Here is a 15,890-nt window from a genome sequence, read left to right as displayed (position 1 = left end):
GACGTTGTAAACACAACGCTGCAAAGTGGTTACTGTTTCTATTATCCGACACAGTGCGGAGATCTTAATATTGTAGGTTTTCGTATCACTTCGAATTTTGCAGCGCAGTCTCCGATAAGTGCCTATCATCCGAGCCCACGGCAGGGAGCATTCCTGGGAGTGCCAGGGCAATGGCGTTCTTTCTCGGTAACTAATGTTATAACCAACGAAATTGAACAGTTGGAAGTGCGGATTGCAGCGATAGGGGTAACGCATCAACTCGGCGGTACTGCGGTGCAAGACCTGGTCGGCATGCCGGACCATCAAGCGTCGGCGGCATGGAATGCATTATGGGTTGGGCAGGCTTGGGGAGAGGGTGCAGGGGCATGCAAACCTGCCAGTTACAGCGGTGTCACATCATATATTTACAGTTTTTTATTCTATGTTCCTCCCAGTGATGAAGTGTGTGCGAAGCAAGCAAGGTTTGATATTCCATTTTTACAATACGTAGCCATGGACATTGGCTACGAGTTACGTACGCCCAGCCCTTTGACGATGGCGACGGGTATTTATAAAGGTAATATAAAATACATGTTCGGGCCGGGGGACATTGACCTTGGAGACAATATCAAGTCAATGGACGACGGAATAACATTCAATTTTACGCTGGACGTTCAACACACCTTGAAAGTCGACGTGCCACCGGGTGGCAATCGCGTTGAATTGGAGCCGCAAGGAGGCTGGCAATCGTGGTTGACTCACGGTAGAAAGCCAACACGATTGTTCAAAGACCAGACTTTTAATATCTCCGCGAGTTCGCGTTTCAAAATGACGCTCGATTGCAGTAGCTACAATGTGTCGAATAACACTTGCAATGTAGAAAATCCGTCCCGGTCGGCTAAGTTGAATATTAGCGTAACGTTGCCAAATGGCCTCACCGATGCGGACGGTCAATCCGTCAATCGGCGCCGATTAAAGGTGACGGAGGGGGAGGTATTTCATCCCGGCTTCTATGTGGATAGAAAACCTGGAACATTGCATTTTGAAATAGAACCTGACCAGGTCGCCGAAATGATAAGCCCTGGGGAGCGTCGAGAGTATTCAGCAACCGTGACGGTTATCTGGGATTCGGAAGTGGGCTAATGCGCCCACCGCTGGCAATCATTTATTGTTCAGCTCTCTTCAATGACTCACGGGTTAACGTCCCGAGAGGGCTTCAGCCTGTGCTCGACTGCTTAAAGTAAAAGCGTGAATTACGTCCATTCGAACGCTGTTCTGCAGGGCGACTATCAATGTCTAAAATACTTGAGTAGCACAGTTCGGCTCAGCGCTGTGCTACCGAGGCAGGCAAGCATTGCGTATGGCTTCCGGGTTGCAGGTAGGGTGTCAGAATCGGCGCCATGCCTTTGAGTACTTGCACCGGTAGCGCCGAGGTGAACTTGAAGGCTTCAGCTGATCGGCCGGGCACGAAGGCGGTCAGCGTCCCGAAGTGATGATCGCCGATGTAAAACACGAACGTGGCCGTGCGGTTGATCGATTTGGAGCTGAGAATTCGCCCGCCGGAACCGATCGCTTCAATGCGGTTATCCCCAGTACCTGTTTTGCCGCCCATCGCCAGCGGCGTGCCATCCGGTAGTTTGAAGCTGCCGGACACACGTTTCGCGGTGCCGGCATCCACCACTTGTGACAGCGCTTCACGCATCGCTGTGGCCACCTCTGAAGGCATCACGCGTTTGCCGACATCCGGGTCATTGGTCAGTTTGGTTTCGTACGGCGTATTCGCCGCGAAGTGCAGGCTGTCGATACGTAATGTGGGCATCCGCACACCGTCATTGAGGATGGTGCCGATCAGCTCCGCCAGCGCCGCAGGTCGGTCGCCGGAACTGCCGATAGCGGTGGCAAGCGACGGCACCAAGTGGTCGAACGGGTAACCGACTTTTTGCCAGCGCTGGTGGATATCGAGGAAGGCTTCAATCTCGAGCATGGTGCGGATTCGGCTGTCGCGTGCACCCTTGTGGCGGCTTTTGAACAGCCAGCTGTAGACTTCCTGACGTTCAAACTGGCTGGCTTTGACGATCTGGCCCCACTTGGCGTCGGGGTTGTTGAGCAGGTAGCCCATCAGCCACAAATCCAATGGGTGAACCTTGGCGATAAAGCCCTGATCGGGCAAATCGTAGGCGCCGGGGCTGTAGTTTTCGTAGAGTTTTTGCAGGCGCTCGTCGGTCAGTTTTTCAGTCAGTTTGGCGCCTTTGAGGTGCGACCGGACAAAGGTGTTGAACGTTTCCTGGTCGGCACGTGGCAGCAGATAGCGGTGCACAGCCGCCATGCGAATCGGTGTCGGGCGCATGCTGTCGAGGAATGTTTCAAGGCGTGCCTGTGTGTCTTTGTTTTTGTACTTTTTCCAGAACCTCAGCAAAAACGAAGTGCCTTCGCGATCGGCAAACGAGGCCAGGTATTCCTGACGCCTTGGATCGCGATCGTCCTTGAGCAATTCGGCACTGTTGTTGGGGCCGGAGTAAGTGGTGTAGCGCACCAGGTCGCGCATCAATCGAATAAACGGCAGGTTGATCGACTCCCGCAAAGCATCACGCAGGGTTGGCATGCGTCCATTGTCTTCATTGCGAAAGTTGTGGAACACATGCAACCCGCCACCGGTAAAAAAGGCTTCGCCGGGGCTGGCGGAGTATTTGCGGTCAAGTGCGGCGCCGAGCATCGCCTGCAGATTGCGATCCTTGTTCTGGATCAGGTAATCGATGGCCCAACGACTCAAGCGATCCTGGTCAGGCACCTCGACCTTCTTCAATTCGGGAATGCTCATGCCGGCGTATTTATCGTGCAGTTCCGAGATGATCTGCAAGTAAGTAGTGAGCACGCGCATTTTGGCGGTCGAGCCCAATTCCAGCTTACTGCCTTCATTGATGTCGAACGGCTGATCAGTGCTGTCTGTCTGGACCCGCACGCGCGAACCGTCCGGGGTCAGCTCGAACAGGGTGAAGCTGTAGCGCACTTGGGTGGTACTGGTGGGCGTCAGCAAACGCTCGCCAATCAGTCCGATTTTTGCAGCGAATGCCGGGTCCGCCAGCTCTTTCAGGTATTCGGTGGCTTGCGTTTGCAACTCGCCTTGCAAGGTGCTGGTGGCGGAAAGGTCCAGACGGTCAAGGTCGTAAAGCGGTCGATTGAGCAGCCCGCCAAGCCGACTGCGCGCCACGCTGATGCCTTTATTGGTTTCGATCGGTTGGATGGTCGGTTGGGTTTGCCAATCGCGATAGGTGACTTTGCTGGCCAGCGCCGCCGTCGCCAGTGGGGCATCGATAACATTGTTCTGCGCCAACAGGCGAATGTGGCTGTCGGTGAGGTCGGCGAGTTCGTCATGACCTTTGGTCAGGTAGTGAGAAGGGCGGCGCTGGGCAATCATCAAGGACAGCATCTCCCGCAGTGCCAGGCCTTTTTCCGCCAGGCTTTTTGGGTCGGTTGCGGTACTTGCCAGCCGTTCGTTGGCCTTGTTGAAATCGGCGCCGTACCAGACACGCAACCCTTCGGCCATGCCATGCACTTCACCATGACCCGGCACCGCGGACAGCGGCACACTGTTGAGATAGTCACGCACTACGTTTTTACGGGACTCAAGGGTGTCCGGTCCATCCTGATAGGCCCGCACACTGGCTGAAATCATCTGCCGAATTTTTTCCGAACCCGAGACGGTCAAGCCATCCGGCGAGTGCCGGTACTTCTCAAGCTGCGTTGCCAACGTGCTGCCGCCTGCTGACTGGCCGGGCATGTGCAGCAATTTTGCTACCTGAGACCACGCCGCCATTCCGAACCTCGGCCAATCCACGGCCGGGTTGGCAAGGGGTTGTTTTGGGTCGAGCAGGAAGCGGTTTTCGATGAACAACAGACTGTTCACCACCACTGGCGGGATCGCGTCGAAGCTTGAATAGAGCTGTTGTGGGTAGTTGTACTGGTACAGCGGCGACGCGCTGCAATCGGTGATCGACAGGCCGGCCTGGATTTTTTCGGCGTAGGGCACGAAAAATCCTCTACGGGTGTAGTCCATCAGTGCCGGGGAAAAGCGTGTCTGCGAGGCAATGACGTAGTCGCGCTTGAGCAACCTGGGCAGGAATTCGCCAATAGCGCTGTAACCCAGGCGCATATCGAAAGGTCCTGCGCCGGGATAGTGAATAGCGTCACTAGGGCCTGGCTGCAGGTCATATTTGAGCGACGCAGCGAATTTGCTGACTTCACGTGATTGAAACTTCGAGGTGCGCATTTCTCGGGTAGCGGCCAGCCCCAGAGCAATCACGATAATCACCAGCAACAACCAAAAAGCTTTCCACCCGTGCTTGATGCGGCTGCGACGGGGTTTTTCAGGTATAGGCGCTTCATCCACACGTTCAGTCGGGACCACAGGTTTACTCGAGTCGGTCTGCCACAAAACGCCCATAGTCGATTGATCCATTCACGCAGATTGATCTGACTTGTCTGAAGCTTAGACGGTGGTTGGCATTGGTGAAAAAATTGTGAACACACAAATTTTGTGATGAGGGGTATTCATCCGCTCACCACGAAGGCCGATAGCGAGCAGGGCAATGTTCGTTTTTATAGCCAGCAGGCGTCCCAGAGCGGGTAATCACCGACTTTCTCCACAAGCCTGGCACGCAATGGGTTGGCAACGATGTACCGGGCAAAAGGCAGTAGATCCTCGCCATCACGGATTGCTTTGTCGTGGTAGCCGGTTTGCCAGAGCGGACCGCTACGGCGGGTCATGTTGTTCACCGCCTGGGTACAGCGGGCTTTGGTTGCGCCGATAACACCCGCCAGGTCGCTATTTTGCAATTGCATCAGCCAATGAAAATGGTCCGGCATGACCACCCAGGCAATTGAATCCACCTGCCCGTAATCATGGGCTCGTCGAAGTTCTGTGACCAGTAGGCGACCCAAACGCCAGTCAGCAAAAATGGGCTGCCGATTCTGAATTACGGCAGTTATCAGATAAGCGCGACCCATTTCGGAGTGTCGCCCCAATCGCAGGCGATGAGAATTTGGTCGGTTATTCAATCTATTACATCCTTGTATAAGTGGCAGATGGCTCTTAAAGGCTAGGAGGTAACTGCTTTATCCGGGTCTGAAACGTTTGAGCGAAAATTCCTGTTTCGTTGAAGGACCAACAGCTTGGAAAAGAACGTGTGGTGAGGGGATTTATCCCCGTTCGGCTGCGTAGCAGTCGTCAGTTTTTTGGGGCGGCTGCGCCACCCATCGGGGATAAATCCCCTCGCCACAACAGCTCATTTGCCATGAGCGGTGGCGCCATCTTCGGGTAAATGCGGCTTAGGTAGGGGCATGACGATGCACCAATGCTGTGCAATACTCCGCGCCGTTTTAGCTGGGAATAATCCTACAAAGTTAGGTAATGCACGCTCCCGCTGATCCTGGAGGCCTGGTCCTGCAGGACGGTTCTGCCCACGAAGCAGGGTCGGTTTCAGGCAAGCAATGGCTTATCGGCCAGCGCTTGACCACTCGGTGGTCATATCCAATAACAAGACGAGGTTGTATCTCTATGCCAGTTGGCAATCATCTGCCCCAAGGCGAGACCGCTCAGGGCGGCCCGCTTAAACGCGAACTCGGCGAACGGCATATTCGCTTGATGGCGCTCGGTGCCTGTATCGGCGTCGGTCTGTTTCTCGGTTCGGCCAAGGCCATCGAGATGGCTGGCCCGGCAATCATGCTGTCCTACATTATCGGTGGTCTGGCGATCCTGGTGATCATGCGTGCCCTCGGCGAAATGGCCGTGCACAACCCGGTAGCCGGCTCCTTCAGCCGTTATGCCCAAGACTATCTGGGCCCATTGGCCGGTTTTCTCACAGGCTGGAACTACTGGTTTCTGTGGCTGGTGACCTGCGTCGCGGAAATCACTGCAGTGGCCGTGTACATGGGCGTGTGGTTCCCCGAAGTGCCACGCTGGATCTGGGCACTGTCGGCATTGATCAGCATGGGCACCATCAACCTGATCGCGGTAAAAGCGTTCGGTGAGTTCGAATTCTGGTTCGCCCTGATCAAAATCGTCACCATCATTGCGATGGTCATCGGCGGTATCGGTGTCATCGCGTTCGGCTTCGGTAACGATGGCGTAGCACTGGGCATCTCCAATCTTTGGGCCCATGGCGGCTTCATGCCCAATGGTGTGCAAGGCATATTGATGTCGCTGCAGATGGTGATGTTTGCCTACCTCGGCGTCGAGATGATCGGCCTGACAGCAGGTGAAGCCAAAAACCCGCAAAAGACCATCCCCAATGCAATCGGCTCGGTATTCTGGCGGATTCTGCTGTTCTACGTCGGCGCGTTGTTCGTGATTCTGTCGATCTACCCGTGGAACGAAATCGGCACCCAAGGCAGTCCGTTCGTGATGACTTTTGAGCGTCTGGGCATCAAGACTGCCGCAGGCATCATCAACTTCGTGGTGATCACCGCCGCGCTGTCGTCCTGTAACGGTGGCATTTTCAGCACCGGGCGTATGCTCTACAGCCTGGCACAGAACGGTCAGGCTCCGGCCGGCTTCGCCAAAACCTCCAGCAACGGTGTGCCACGTCGTGCCTTGCTGTTGTCGATTGGCGCGTTGCTGCTGGGCGTTCTGCTTAATTACCTGGTGCCCGAGAAAGTCTTCGTCTGGGTAACCGCCATTGCGACCTTCGGCGCAATTTGGACCTGGGTAATGATTTTGCTGGCCCAGCTAAAATTCCGCAGGGGCCTGAGCGCCAGCGAACGTGCCGGCCTGACGTACAAAATGTGGCTGTACCCGGTCAGCTCCTATCTGGCGTTGGCGTTCCTGGTGCTGGTGGTCGGCCTGATGGCGTATTTCCCTGACACCCGCGTAGCACTGTATGTAGGGCCGGCGTTTCTGGTCTTGCTGACAGTGTTGTTCTACGTGTTCAAGCTGCAACCGACCAACGTTTCGCAGGATGCACAGCGTTCCGTCTCTTGATGGTTTGATGCCCTGAACGCAAAAGCCCCGGTCCATTTGGCCGGGGCTTTTGTGTTTTCAGTGTTTGGTTTTTATGCCGTTACCGTAGAAACGGGCCGGGTCAGGCGTTTGTTGAAATCGAGCCAGATGCCCAGCAATGCCATCAAACCTGCGCCCACCAATGCTGTGAATATCTGCATGGCGAACGCATCGTCGGTCATGGCGTTGACCATGTCCGCCAGCGGCGCCAGCAGCACGCCCAAACAGAACACCTCCAGCGAGTAACGGCCCATCCGACAGCATTCCTGTGCCAGCCGGTTTTGCGTCCAGCCACTGCTCGGCAAGAGCTTGGCGGTGACGTAAGCCAGCGCCAGAAAGTGCAGCAGCCGCACCGGTGACAGATCGGTCTTGCTGATCGGGTACAGCAGGTTGCTCAGGCTGGCGGGCATCACCGCGTCGTGTATTTCAGGCCAGCGCCACGAAACGGTAATCACGCCGGCCGCCAGCACGTAAAGCGCTGCACCGACAAACAACGGCTGGCGCAGCAGAGGGCGGGTTTCCGGCAACTTCGGCCGCTGGCTGTAAATGGCGGCCGCGCCCCCGAGTACAAACAGCAATTGCCAGGTCACGGGGTTGAAATACCACACGCCATCCTTGATAGCCGACAGATTCCAGCCGAAATGTGGCGCCAGCAGGTACACCGTCAACGATACCGCCACCACCGCCCACGCCTTGTGCACCAGCATCGGCAGCACCAGCGGCAAACCCGCCAACAGCACGATGTACAGCGGTAGCGGGTCCATCAGGTTCGGTTTGAAGCGCAACAGCAATTCATCGGTCAACGCCTGTTGGGGATTGGTGATGAAGTGATGCAGGCCCATTTCCTCGACCAGGTCGCGCGTTTCTACATGGCTGTTGGCGAAGAAGACGATACCCATCAGCATCGCCAGCAGAAAAATATGCACCACATACAGCACCCACGCGCGCCGCATTATCTTCACGCAGGCAATCAGGTAGCCGTCTCGCCGGTAGATTTTTCCGTACGCCAGCACTGCCGCGTAGCCCGCCAGGAACACGAAAATTTCCGCGGCATCGCTGAAGCCGAAGTTACGCAGGGTGATTTGACCGAGGGGGTTATGTGGCACGTGATCCCAGAAAATGAAGATCAGCGCCAGCCCTCGAAAAAAGTCGATCCGTTGATCGCGTTCAGACGTCATGGCTACGGGCTCTAAAACGGGTAAGGAATAGGAGTGGCGAACAGCACAAAGGTTGCGCGCCGCACATCGGCGGCGCGCAGGTTGGCGCGAATCGGAGGGAATTGCAAAGCTGGGATGTTGCTTTATGTCTCAGTCACGTCTATGCAGCAACCACTTCATTGGGCTCGAAACTGTCGGCACGCGCCATTTGCCACATACGCGAATAGAACTCGCCATTCACTTCACCGGTGAGCAACTCGCCCGGTTTCAAGAACACGTGCAACTGCGAGAACAGTTTGATTTCGGTCGCCGACATGCGTCGCACCAAGTGCTTGGCAGACAGCTGCGAAGGGTGATCGAGTCCAGCGGCGGCGAGCATTTCTGCCAGCGCCTTGAGCGTGTTGCGGTGGAAGTTGAACACCCGCTGAGCCTTGTCCGGAACCACCAGTGCACGTTGACGCAAGGTGTCCTGGGTGGCGACCCCGGTCGGGCATTTGTTGGTGTGGCAGCTTTGTGACTGGATACAGCCGATGGCAAACATGAAGCCGCGTGCCGAGTTGGCCCAGTCGGCACCGATGGCCAATACGCTGGCAATGTCGAAAGCACTGACGATTTTGCCGCTGGCGCCAAGTTTGATCTTGTCCCGCAGGTTCAGGCCCACCAGCGTGTTGTGCACAAACAACAAACCATCGCGCATCGGCACGCCAATGTGATCGGTGAACTCCACCGGTGCCGCGCCGGTGCCGCCCTCCTTGCCATCGACGACGATGAAGTCCGGGAGAATGCCGGTTTCAAGCATGGCTTTGGCGATGCCCATGAACTCCCATGGATGGCCGAGGCAGAATTTGAAACCGACCGGTTTGCCGCCGGACAAATCACGCAACGTCTGGATGAAGTGCATCATTTCGATGGGTGTGGAAAACGCGCTGTGCCGCGACGGCGAGACACAGTCTTCGCCCATCAGGATGCCGCGGGTTTCGGCGATTTCCTTGGTGACTTTGTGCTTGGGCAAAATTCCGCCGTGGCCGGGTTTGGCACCTTGCGACATTTTGATTTCGATCATCCGCACCTGCGGAGTCTGCGCTTGGGCGGCGAAGCGTTCCGGGTCGAAACGCCCGTCAGCGGTGCGGCAACCGAAGTAGCCGCTGCCGAGTTCCCAGGTCAGGTCGCCGCCGTTTTCGCGGTGATAGGCGCTGATGCTGCCTTCGCCGGTATCGTGGGCGAAGTTGCCAAGTTTGGCGCCCTGGTTCAACGCGCGAATAGCGTTGGCACTGAGTGAGCCAAAGCTCATTGCCGAAATGTTGAATACCGACGCCGAGTACGGTTGAGTGCATTGCGGGCCGCCGACTATCACGCGAAAAGCGCTCGGGTCGCTCAACGGTGCAGGGCGCATCGAGTGGCCGATGAATTCGAAACCCGACTGATAGACGTCAATCAGGGTGCCGAAAGGCTTGTCGGCGCTTTCATTCTTGGCGCGTGAATAAACCAGCGAACGCTGTGCCCGGGAAAAGGGCAGGGCATCACTGTCGGATTCCAGCAGGTATTGGCGAATTTCCGGGCGAATGCCTTCTACCAGGTAGCGGATATTGCCCAGAACCGGGTAGTTGCGACGCACGGCGTGTGGATTTTGCAACAGGTCGAAAATACCGATCAGGCTAAGCACGCCGGTAACGGCGGTAATCGGCCACAGCCAATCGTGCTGCAGAAATGGCAGGCTGGCCAGGGTGAAAATCACACACGCGGCAAAGAAGGCGTAGCGGCTCAGGAGTGACAGGCTCATACGGTTTCCTTGGGTTCGGACTCGGTTACCAGGGGCACTTGGACCCTGAGGGCGCGGGATTGCAGCGGAAGGTGTTCCGCCCAATGCGTGTGTCAGCCACTTTCCAGCTTACGGGCAATTTCTTTACTGGAGCAACCGCTGAGCATCAAACGCTCGATATGCAATTCCCGAATGGGCCCATTGTGCACCTTTGAGTGTCGCACTGAGGCCTGCAGCTATACCTGCCAATTAACCATTACCGACGCTGTCGGGACAGGCGCGGTGCCCAAGGCTGGATCAGCGACATCAACGGTGTTTACTGGCAGCTTAAGCGTCGTCACACCGTGCGCTCACCTTGGCATTCAGCGCTGGCGAGCGCGGGTGACTTTCGCGCAGATCTACCTTTTTCCTCATCACGTCGACGCTGATGGCGAATCTTTTTTTCATGTTTTTGCTTCGCCCGGGGAAGGGCGTTGATGCAGTAGTTGATGTGGAGAAAGGTGAAAAGGACCGAGAAGACACGGTTCATGCGGATCTCGAAATGGTGTTCGGTCAACGTATAGGCAGTGGGAAGTTTCCGGGCTTGTAGGCGGATGGTTCCTTTTCTTGCCTGGAATCCACGCTTGGCCGCGTCAAACAAGCGTGGGATTCTTTACACAATTTCAAAATGGACCCTTGATCAGTTATGTCTTTTTCTACCTGTGTTGTGCTCAACGATTGCGCCATAATTCGCATCGCCGCGGCGCTGTTGATCGGTCCTAATGGCAATACATTGCTGGTGCGCAAGCGCGGTACCCAGGCGTTTATGCAGCCGGGCGGCAAGATCGAGGCGCATGAGCAGCCGCTGCATGCGCTGGCCCGCGAGCTGGAAGAAGAGCTGGGTTTGATCATTGATCCCGCGCAAGCCACCTACCTCGGGCAATTCTCGGCACCTGCCGCCAACGAGCCAGGTTGTGTCGTACAGGCCGAGATCTTTCAGCTGACAGTCGAGACGGACGTTTCACCCGCGGCAGAGATCGAAGAGGTGCGCTGGATTGATCCTGCCACCGACGGCGGAGTGACTCTGGCGCCATTGACACGCGACCTGATCCTGCCGTTTTATCGGGCCTCACTGACTTAAAAGCTCTGGACGAAGGACTGTCATGATTCCACTTCAAGACTTGCTGATTTTCGCCGCCGCCGCGTTGCTGATGGTGCTGACGCCGGGGCCGAACATGATTTACCTGATCTCGCGTTCCATCTGCCAGGGGCGCAAGGCTGGCGTGACCTCGTTGGTCGGTGTGGTTGCGGGTTTCTTTGTGCATTTGTTCGCCGCCGCTGCCGGGTTGACGGCGGTGTTCCTGGCCGTGCCGATGGCCTACGAAGTGCTGAAGTGGGCGGGCGCGTTGTACCTGTTGTGGCTGGCCTGGCAGGCAGTAAAACCCGGGGCTCGCTCACCGTTCGAGGCGCAACAATTGTCACCGGATTCCTCGCGAAAATTGATCACCATGGGTTTTTTGACCAGCGCCCTCAACCCGAAGATAGCGGTGTTTTACCTGTCGGTTTTTCCACAATTCATCACGCCTGAGCACGGTTCGGTGTTCACCCAAAGCATCATTTTGGGGCTGACCCAGATCAGCGTCAGTTTTTGCGTCAACCTGCTGATCGCGGTGTTTGCTGCGGGCATCGCCTCCTGGTTCGTCAACAATCCGACCTGGCTCGCGGTGCAGCGTTATTTCATGGGCTTCGTGCTGGCGGCACTGGCGGTGCGGCTGATGCTTGAGCAACGACGGGCAGCGTGAGCATGTGGATTGAACGGCTGGACGCAAGCCATGCGCTGAACTATCGGGCGTTGATGCTTGAAGCCTATGACTTGCATCCGCAGGCGTTCACTTCCACCGTGCGTGAGCGCGCCGCGATGCCGCTGGGGTGGTGGGAATCGCGCCTGACCAGCAAACTGGATGTGGTGCTCGGGGCATTTGAGGAGGGGAAACTGGCAGGCATTGTCGGTCTCGCTTTCGAACCTCGGGAGAAGGCCCGGCACAAGGCGACATTGTTTGGCATGTACGTGTCCGGCAATGTCCGCCAGCGTGGTTTGGGTTACCAACTGGTGCAGGCCGCGTTGACCGAGGCTCGGCACCATCAGGGGTTGCGCCTGATTCAGTTGACGGTCACTGCCGGCAATGAAGCCGCGTTCAAGCTCTATCAACGCTGCGGCTTCATTCAGTTTGGCCTCGAGCCTTTGGCCGTGCGGGTCGGCGAGGACTATTTCGACAAAATCCACATGTGGCGTGAAGTCTGAGTCCGCCGCCCGCCCATTGAATCAGCGAACTGCGCTAACCCCATCCAGTGTCGAGAACGATGTGTCTTTGGCTGTCAGCAGGAAATCGCGCATGTATGGCGCGTCGAGCATGTCGGCACGAATTCCGGCGTACAGCGTCGCAAAAAGCCCTTTCTCACCCAGCCGCTTGGCTTTCACGTAACCGCGTGAGCTGTATTCATGCAGCGCCCAGTGCGGCATGCCGCACACGCCGCGACCGCTCGCCACCAGTTGCATCATCATGACCGTCAATTCAGACGTGCGAACCTGCGCTGGCTCAATGTCGGCCGGCTCCAGAAAACGCGTAAAAATGTCCAGCCGATCACGCTCCACCGGATAGGTGATCAGTGTTTCGTTGATCAAGTCTTCGGGCACGATGTACGCCTTGTTCGCCAATTTGTGCTGATTGGCCACCGCCAGCATCGCTTCATAAGTAAACAGCGGCACGTAGGTGATGCCCGCCAGTTCCAGCGGGTCGGAGGTGACGACCAGATCCAGATCGCCACGGGCGAGGGCGGGCAGCGGGGCGAAGGAGAATCCCGACGCCAGGTCCAGTTCGACTTCCGGCCAGGCGTCACGGAACTGATCGATGGTCGGCATCAGCCATTGGAAACAACTGTGGCATTCGATTGCCATGTGCAAACGCCCGGCGGTGCCACCGGCCAGGCGCGCGATATCGCGTTCTGCGCCACGCAGCAGCGGCAATGTGGCGTCGGCCAATTGCAGCAGCCGTAAACCGGCACTGGTGAATCGCACGGGTTTGGTCTTGCGCACGAACAGCGGCATGCCCATCCGTTCCTCCAGTTCCTTGAACTGGTGGGACAACGCGGATTGGGTCAGGTGCAAGCGGTCGGCGGCATCGACCAGGCTGTCGGCTTCACGTAAGGCGTGCAGGGTTTTCAGGTGGCGAATTTCAAGCACCGGGGGCTCCATGAGTAAAACTTGTGATTAACGAGCAAAGGTTGAGTTTGTCTCATGTTGGATGAGCTGTCGAGACTGAAGCGCTCGGGCCGGGGGATGACCGTTCAGCGCGCTTCATCAAACTGTCACGCAACTGTGGCAGCGCGCTTGAATGAAGTTCATCAGACTCGCGCTCTACTGGGGTTCTGCGTTTCGGTGTTTTTCATGCGTGCACGATTTTTATCCACCGTGGCTTTTCTGGCCGCGTTGTTGTTCGGCTTGCCGGCCATTGCGGCTTCTCGATGTGATGTCAATGTTGCGACCCAACGGGTCGATCTGGCGCAGGTGAGCCTGGCGTATCAGAGCATTGGTCGTGCGTCCGATCCGGCATTGCTGCTGGTGATGGGCTTGGGCGGGCAGTTGATTCACTGGCCCGACGAGGTCGTGGTTGCGTTGTGTCAGCAGGGCTTTCGGGTTATTCGCTACGACAATCGCGATGTCGGGCTGTCCACTTGGCGACAGGCGCCGGCCGATGCCAACCTGACGTTCGAAGTGCTGCGCTACAAGCTCGGGTTGCCAGTGTCGGCGCCCTACACGTTGACCGACATGGCCGACGATGCCTTGGGTTTGATGGACGCGTTGCACGTTGAGCAGTTTCATGTGCTGGGCGCGAGCATGGGCGGGATGATTGCCCAGCATTTGGCGGCCATGGCGCCGCAGCGGGTCGAGAGCCTGACCTTGATCATGACCAGTTCCGGTGCCGAAGGTTTGCCGGCGCCGAGTGCGGCGTTGGTGCAGTTGTTGTCGCGTCGCGGGGCGCCCAATCGTGAAGTGGCATTGGAGCAGCAGGCGGATTTACTGGCTGCGTTGGGCAGTCCTTCGGTGACCGATGATCGGCAGATGTTGTTGCAGCAGGCGGCGGTTTCTTATGACCGGGCGTTTAATCCTGAGGGCGTGAAGCGGCAGATCATGGCGATTCTTGCGGAGCCGAGTCGGGTGGCGTTGTTGAATCAGTTGCGGGTGCCGACATTGGTGGTGCATGGGACGGCGGATCCTTTATTGCCGGTTATGCATGGGGTGCATTTGGCGGCACATATTCAGGGCAGTCAGTTGCGGTTGATTCCGGGGTTGGCGCATCGTTTTCAGGAGGCGTTCAAGGCGCCGTTGCTGGCGGCGGTGTTGCCGTATCTGCGGGCTCATCGGGAGGGGACTTCGCGTTGGGCGCAGATTGATCCTGTGGTGGATTCGAATCTCCTTTAATGGGTTGGGTTTTTTTGGGGTTTTGATTGTCGGGTCATTTGGCGTGTATATCCGTTTTTGCTGTGATGGCTGATGGGGGTTTCGCCCTTACGGCGACTCACTTTTTTTACAAGCGCCAATAAAAAGTAAGTAAAAAAACGCTTGCCCCAGCGTGCGGCACGTCGCTTCGCTCGGTGCTCCCTCGCTCCGAAGGGGCCTGTGTATCAAGGTCAAGTTCAAGGGCTTGCAGGCGAGCTAACGCTCGGCCTGTTGAGTGGTTGAGGGCAAGAGCGACCGCGGGTTTGTGGGTTGGAATCAGGGTTGTTTTTGATTTTGTACGGGTTGTGTTGATACCTGAGGCCGGGAATTCACCCCGATCCGTAGGAGACTGGCTTGCCAGCGATGGCGTCTTCGGAATCGCCATCACCGGCAAGCCGGTTTCCTACGGGGTGGCGTTAACGGCATAAATCCGTGACTCACCCCGATCCGTAGGAGACTGGCTTGCGAGCGATGGCGTCTTCGGAATCGCCATCACCGGCAAGCCGGTTTCCTACGGGGTGGCGTTAACGGCATAAATCCGGGAATTCACCCCCGATCCGTAGGAGACTGGCTTGCCAGCGATGGCGTCATTGGAATCGCTATCACCGGCGAGCCGGTTTCCTACGGAATTTGCGTTCGGGGCATCAATCCCGGCATCACCCCCGATCCGTAGGAGCGTGGCTTGCCCGCGATGGCGGCCTTCGGGTTGCTCAATAGGCTGGGGCTTTCACTCATTCGGTTTTTCGGGTGTATCGTGCTTTCTTTGCGGCGTGTTTCAGTTTGCGAGGTGTTTGATGAGTACTCCGTTGAAAATCGATTTCGTCAGTGATGTGTCTTGCCCTTGGTGTGTGGTTGGTTTGTATGGGTTGACCCGTGCGTTGGATCAGTTAGGTGATGAGGTGCAGGCCGAGATTCGGTTTCAGCCTTTCGAGTTGAATCCGAAGATGGGCCCTGAGGGGCAGAATATTACTGAGCACATCAGTGAGAAGTACGGTTCGACGGCTGAGCAGTCGCAGAAGAATCGCGAGATGATTCGTGCGCGCGGCGCCGAGGTCGGGTTTGCTTTTCGTACCGATGGCAACAGCCGTATCTACAACACGTTCGATGCCCACCGTTTGCTTTATTGGGCGGGGCTTGAGGGGTTGCAGTTCAACCTGAAAGAGGCGCTGTTCAGGGCGTATTTCACCGAGGGCGGCAATCCGTCCGACCACGCTCAATTGATCGAGATCGCGACAAGCGTGGGGCTCGACGGGCAGCGGGCCGGGGCGATTCTGGCGTCGGATGAGTTCGGCAAGGAGGTTCGCGAAGAGGAGCAATTGTGGTTGTCGCGCGGGGTGAGCTCGGTGCCCACGGTGGTGTTCAACGGGCAGTACGCGATCAGTGGCGGGCAGCCGGTAGAAACGTTTGTCGGGGCAATCCGGCAGATCATGAGTGAGGCGAAGGGCGGCACCGTGAGCTGACAAATTCCAGTCGTCAAAAAAATATCAATATGCCACTATTGGTTCAGGCCGTCGCTGCCGATAC

At 56.9% G+C, this 15,890-nt stretch carries 13 protein-coding genes; 7 read left to right on the top strand and 6 right to left on the bottom strand.

What is annotated here, in order from left to right; genetic code table 11:
- Positions 1 to 159: 159 nt before the first annotated feature.
- Entirely contained in the window at positions 160 to 1,122 is a 963-nt protein-coding gene (locus ACQR3R_RS21095; RefSeq protein WP_428274960.1) for a hypothetical protein, read from the top strand.
- A gap of 181 nt (positions 1,123 to 1,303) precedes the next feature.
- Here ACQR3R_RS21095 and ACQR3R_RS21090 read toward each other — a convergent pair whose 3' ends face one another.
- Together ACQR3R_RS21090 and ACQR3R_RS21085 are read right to left on the bottom strand one after the other, a co-directional pair.
- Positions 1,304 to 4,420: a transglycosylase domain-containing protein gene (locus tag ACQR3R_RS21090; RefSeq protein ID WP_428274958.1), complete on the bottom strand. Its 3,117-nt coding sequence runs from the start codon at positions 4,418 to 4,420 to the stop codon at positions 1,304 to 1,306.
- A 155-nt stretch (positions 4,421 to 4,575) separates the two neighbouring features.
- Positions 4,576 to 5,001 (bottom strand): REP-associated tyrosine transposase, encoded by a 426-nt coding sequence (locus ACQR3R_RS21085; RefSeq protein WP_428275384.1) that lies wholly within the window; start codon positions 4,999 to 5,001, stop codon positions 4,576 to 4,578.
- 532 nt (positions 5,002 to 5,533) lie between these two features.
- Between ACQR3R_RS21085 and ACQR3R_RS21080 the strand changes: the two genes are divergently transcribed.
- Entirely contained in the window at positions 5,534 to 6,955 is a 1,422-nt protein-coding gene (locus ACQR3R_RS21080; protein ID WP_428274956.1) for an amino acid permease, read from the top strand.
- A 71-nt stretch (positions 6,956 to 7,026) separates the two neighbouring features.
- On the opposite strand, the gene ACQR3R_RS21075 is transcribed toward ACQR3R_RS21080, so the two are convergent.
- The 3 genes from ACQR3R_RS21075 to ACQR3R_RS21065 all read right to left on the bottom strand — a co-directional run bounded on the left by ACQR3R_RS21075 (position 7,027) and on the right by ACQR3R_RS21065 (position 10,529).
- Entirely contained in the window at positions 7,027 to 8,151 is a 1,125-nt protein-coding gene (locus ACQR3R_RS21075) for an OpgC domain-containing protein (RefSeq protein WP_428274954.1), read from the bottom strand.
- Between the two features lie 139 nt (positions 8,152 to 8,290).
- Positions 8,291 to 9,910 (bottom strand): glutamate synthase-related protein, encoded by a 1,620-nt coding sequence (locus ACQR3R_RS21070; protein ID WP_428274952.1) that lies wholly within the window; start codon positions 9,908 to 9,910, stop codon positions 8,291 to 8,293.
- Positions 9,911 to 10,226: 316 nt separating this feature from the next.
- Positions 10,227 to 10,529 (bottom strand): hypothetical protein, encoded by a 303-nt coding sequence (locus ACQR3R_RS21065; protein WP_428274950.1) that lies wholly within the window; start codon positions 10,527 to 10,529, stop codon positions 10,227 to 10,229.
- A gap of 45 nt (positions 10,530 to 10,574) precedes the next feature.
- On the opposite strand from ACQR3R_RS21065, the gene ACQR3R_RS21060 reads away from it, so the two are divergent.
- From ACQR3R_RS21060 to ACQR3R_RS21050, 3 genes are read left to right on the top strand one after another with little or no spacing between them, the layout of a single operon-like run.
- Positions 10,575 to 11,009 carry an NUDIX domain-containing protein gene (locus ACQR3R_RS21060; RefSeq protein WP_428274948.1) on the top strand — a complete coding sequence of 145 codons (435 nt, stop codon included), beginning with the start codon at positions 10,575 to 10,577 and terminating at the stop codon, positions 11,007 to 11,009.
- 22 nt (positions 11,010 to 11,031) lie between these two features.
- A complete protein-coding gene (locus tag ACQR3R_RS21055) occupies positions 11,032 to 11,670 on the top strand; it encodes a LysE family transporter (protein WP_428274946.1) in 639 nt (212 codons plus the stop codon).
- Between the two features lie 2 nt (positions 11,671 to 11,672).
- Positions 11,673 to 12,170 carry a GNAT family N-acetyltransferase gene (locus tag ACQR3R_RS21050; RefSeq protein WP_428275382.1) on the top strand — a complete coding sequence of 166 codons (498 nt, stop codon included), beginning with the start codon at positions 11,673 to 11,675 and terminating at the stop codon, positions 12,168 to 12,170.
- Positions 12,171 to 12,191: 21 nt separating this feature from the next.
- On the opposite strand, the gene metR is transcribed toward ACQR3R_RS21050, so the two are convergent.
- Complete coding sequence (gene metR / locus ACQR3R_RS21045) at positions 12,192 to 13,109, bottom strand: transcriptional regulator MetR (protein WP_428274944.1); 918 nt, start codon at positions 13,107 to 13,109, stop codon at positions 12,192 to 12,194.
- Positions 13,110 to 13,313: 204 nt separating this feature from the next.
- Between metR and ACQR3R_RS21040 the strand changes: the two genes are divergently transcribed.
- Complete coding sequence (locus tag ACQR3R_RS21040) at positions 13,314 to 14,348, top strand: alpha/beta fold hydrolase (RefSeq protein WP_428274942.1); 1,035 nt, start codon at positions 13,314 to 13,316, stop codon at positions 14,346 to 14,348.
- Between the two features lie 812 nt (positions 14,349 to 15,160).
- Entirely contained in the window at positions 15,161 to 15,826 is a 666-nt protein-coding gene (locus ACQR3R_RS21035) for a DsbA family protein (RefSeq protein WP_428274940.1), read from the top strand.
- Positions 15,827 to 15,890: the final 64 nt, after the last annotated feature.

Source organism: Gordonia sp. IEGM753, assembly GCF_050321825.1.
Classification (GTDB): domain Bacteria; phylum Pseudomonadota; class Gammaproteobacteria; order Pseudomonadales; family Pseudomonadaceae; genus Aquipseudomonas.
The sequence above is the reverse complement of the archived record's forward strand: the minus strand, read 5'-3'. Positions and strand labels throughout refer to the sequence as shown.

Excerpts from the sequence above, each read along its gene's own strand:
- ACQR3R_RS21075 (WP_428274954.1), bottom strand. The coding sequence starts at position 8,151 with ATGACGTCTGAACGCGATCAACGGATCGACTTTTTTCGAGGGCTGGCG.
- ACQR3R_RS21035 (WP_428274940.1), top strand. The coding sequence starts at position 15,161 with ATGAGTACTCCGTTGAAAATCGATTTCGTCAGTGATGTGTCTTGCCCT.
- ACQR3R_RS21060 (WP_428274948.1), top strand. The coding sequence starts at position 10,575 with ATGTCTTTTTCTACCTGTGTTGTGCTCAACGATTGCGCCATAATTCGC.
- ACQR3R_RS21050 (WP_428275382.1), top strand. The coding sequence starts at position 11,673 with ATGTGGATTGAACGGCTGGACGCAAGCCATGCGCTGAACTATCGGGCG.
- ACQR3R_RS21055 (WP_428274946.1), top strand. The coding sequence starts at position 11,032 with ATGATTCCACTTCAAGACTTGCTGATTTTCGCCGCCGCCGCGTTGCTG.
- ACQR3R_RS21090 (WP_428274958.1), bottom strand. The coding sequence starts at position 4,420 with ATGGGCGTTTTGTGGCAGACCGACTCGAGTAAACCTGTGGTCCCGACT.
- ACQR3R_RS21070 (WP_428274952.1), bottom strand. The coding sequence starts at position 9,910 with ATGAGCCTGTCACTCCTGAGCCGCTACGCCTTCTTTGCCGCGTGTGTG.
- ACQR3R_RS21040 (WP_428274942.1), top strand. The coding sequence starts at position 13,314 with ATGCGTGCACGATTTTTATCCACCGTGGCTTTTCTGGCCGCGTTGTTG.
- ACQR3R_RS21080 (WP_428274956.1), top strand. The coding sequence starts at position 5,534 with ATGCCAGTTGGCAATCATCTGCCCCAAGGCGAGACCGCTCAGGGCGGC.